Here is a 1656-nt window from a genome sequence, read left to right on the forward strand (position 1 = left end):
TTCTCGTAGACGGTGAGTTCGCCGCCATTGACGTCGAGGCCGTTGAGCACCACCGGATCGTCGTTGTTGTGGATGTTCAGCACCAGGTTGGCAGTGCTGGTGTCGCCATCGGCATCGGTCAGGGTGTAGGTGAACGTCTCGGTGCCGTTGCCGCCGCCGTGCAGGTTTTTGAAGTCGGCATCGTTGGTGTTCAGCGTGTAGGTGTAAGTGCCGTTGGCATTGAGCACGAGCGTGCCGTAAGTCCCGGTGAACGTGCCGGCGGTGATCGGCCCGGCATTCGGTCCGGTCGCCACCACATCGGCGCCTTGCACATCGTTGGTCAGCACATTGCCGGTCAGGGTCAGTTGCGTTTCCGAAGCGCTGTTGGCGTTGCTGTCGTTCACAGCTTTTGGCACGTCATCGACGATGCTGACGACAATGGTGCTGGTGACGATGTTGCCGAGCGAATCGGTGGCCTGATAGGTAAAGGTTTCGGTCAGGCTGTTGGCGCCGTCGTCGGCATGTGGCGTGGTGGTCGCCGGCGAGGTCAGCGTGTAGGTATACGTGCCGTTGGGGTTGAGGACGATTTGCCCGTAGTTGCCGGTGGCACTGCCAACCAGCGCGTAACTGATCGCACCGACTGCCCCGGTGACCGAACCGACCAACGTGCCAGACGCGGTTTCGCCGGAGCTGGTCGGGTCGCTGCCGGTGACTGTACCAGGCGCCAGATCCGCGCCGTCCTTAGTCAGGTCGAGGGCTTTCTCGAAGACGGTGACGTCGGTGTCGCTGGTCGCGCACAGCTTGCTGTTGGCGACATCGATGGTGATGGTGGTAGTGCTTTCATCACCGTCGGAATCGCGCACGGTGTAAGTGAACACATCCACTGCGCCCGGGCCGTTCACGACGTTGGGATTGCTGTGGTAGACGGCGTTGCCGTTGGCGTCCAGGGTCAGATAGCCATAGGTGCCGTTGATGTTGCTGTCGAGTCCGCCGATGGCCGAAGTCGAGGTGTCGGCGCCGGCGCGCACGCCGACCACTGCACCGGTTACGGCCGGACCGTCGGCGCCACCAATGTCGTTGTTCAGCACGTTGCCGCTGACCGTGCCGCCCTCCGCCACCGACGCGGCATCAGGATGGGCGCTGGGCAGATCATCGACGATGTTGACGTTGATCTGGCCGTTGGCGGTGCTGCCATCAGTGTCGGTGGCGACGACGTTGAAGTTCTCGGTGATGCTGTTGGCGCCGTTGGCGTTTGGATGAGTTTCGTTGTCGACCAAGGTGTAGCTGTAACTGACCACGCCGGTGGCGGGGTTGTAACCGGTAATGGTCAACGTGCTGCCGAGCGGCGTGACGATCGATTGCGGGAAGCCTGCGGCCACGCCGCCGGTGACCACGTTGATGCCGCCCACGGTCAGGGTTTGCAAACCGTCGAGGGCGGTGACGGTGAAGGTGCCGCTCTGGGTCAGCGCCGGAATGTTGGGGCTGGTGCCGTCGCTGAGGTTTTTCTCGTAAACCGTCAGTTCGCCGCCGTTGACGTCAAGGCCATTGAGGTAGACCTGATCGTCATTGTTATGGATGTTCAGCACCAGGTTCGCGGTACTGGTATCACCGTCGGAATCGGTGATGGTGTAGGCGAAGGTTTCCGTGCCGTTGCCGCCGCCGTGCAGGTTTTTGAAG

At 61.9% G+C, this 1656-nt stretch carries 1 protein-coding gene; it reads right to left on the bottom strand.

All coding sequences use genetic code 11. From position 1 onward, the window contains the following. Positions 1-1656 (bottom strand): beta strand repeat-containing protein (locus tag PMI23_RS17160; protein WP_007950009.1); only part of this gene is annotated, 1656 nt, incomplete at both ends.

It is taken from the genome of Pseudomonas sp. GM24, assembly GCF_000282235.1.
Lineage (GTDB): Bacteria > Pseudomonadota > Gammaproteobacteria > Pseudomonadales > Pseudomonadaceae > Aquipseudomonas.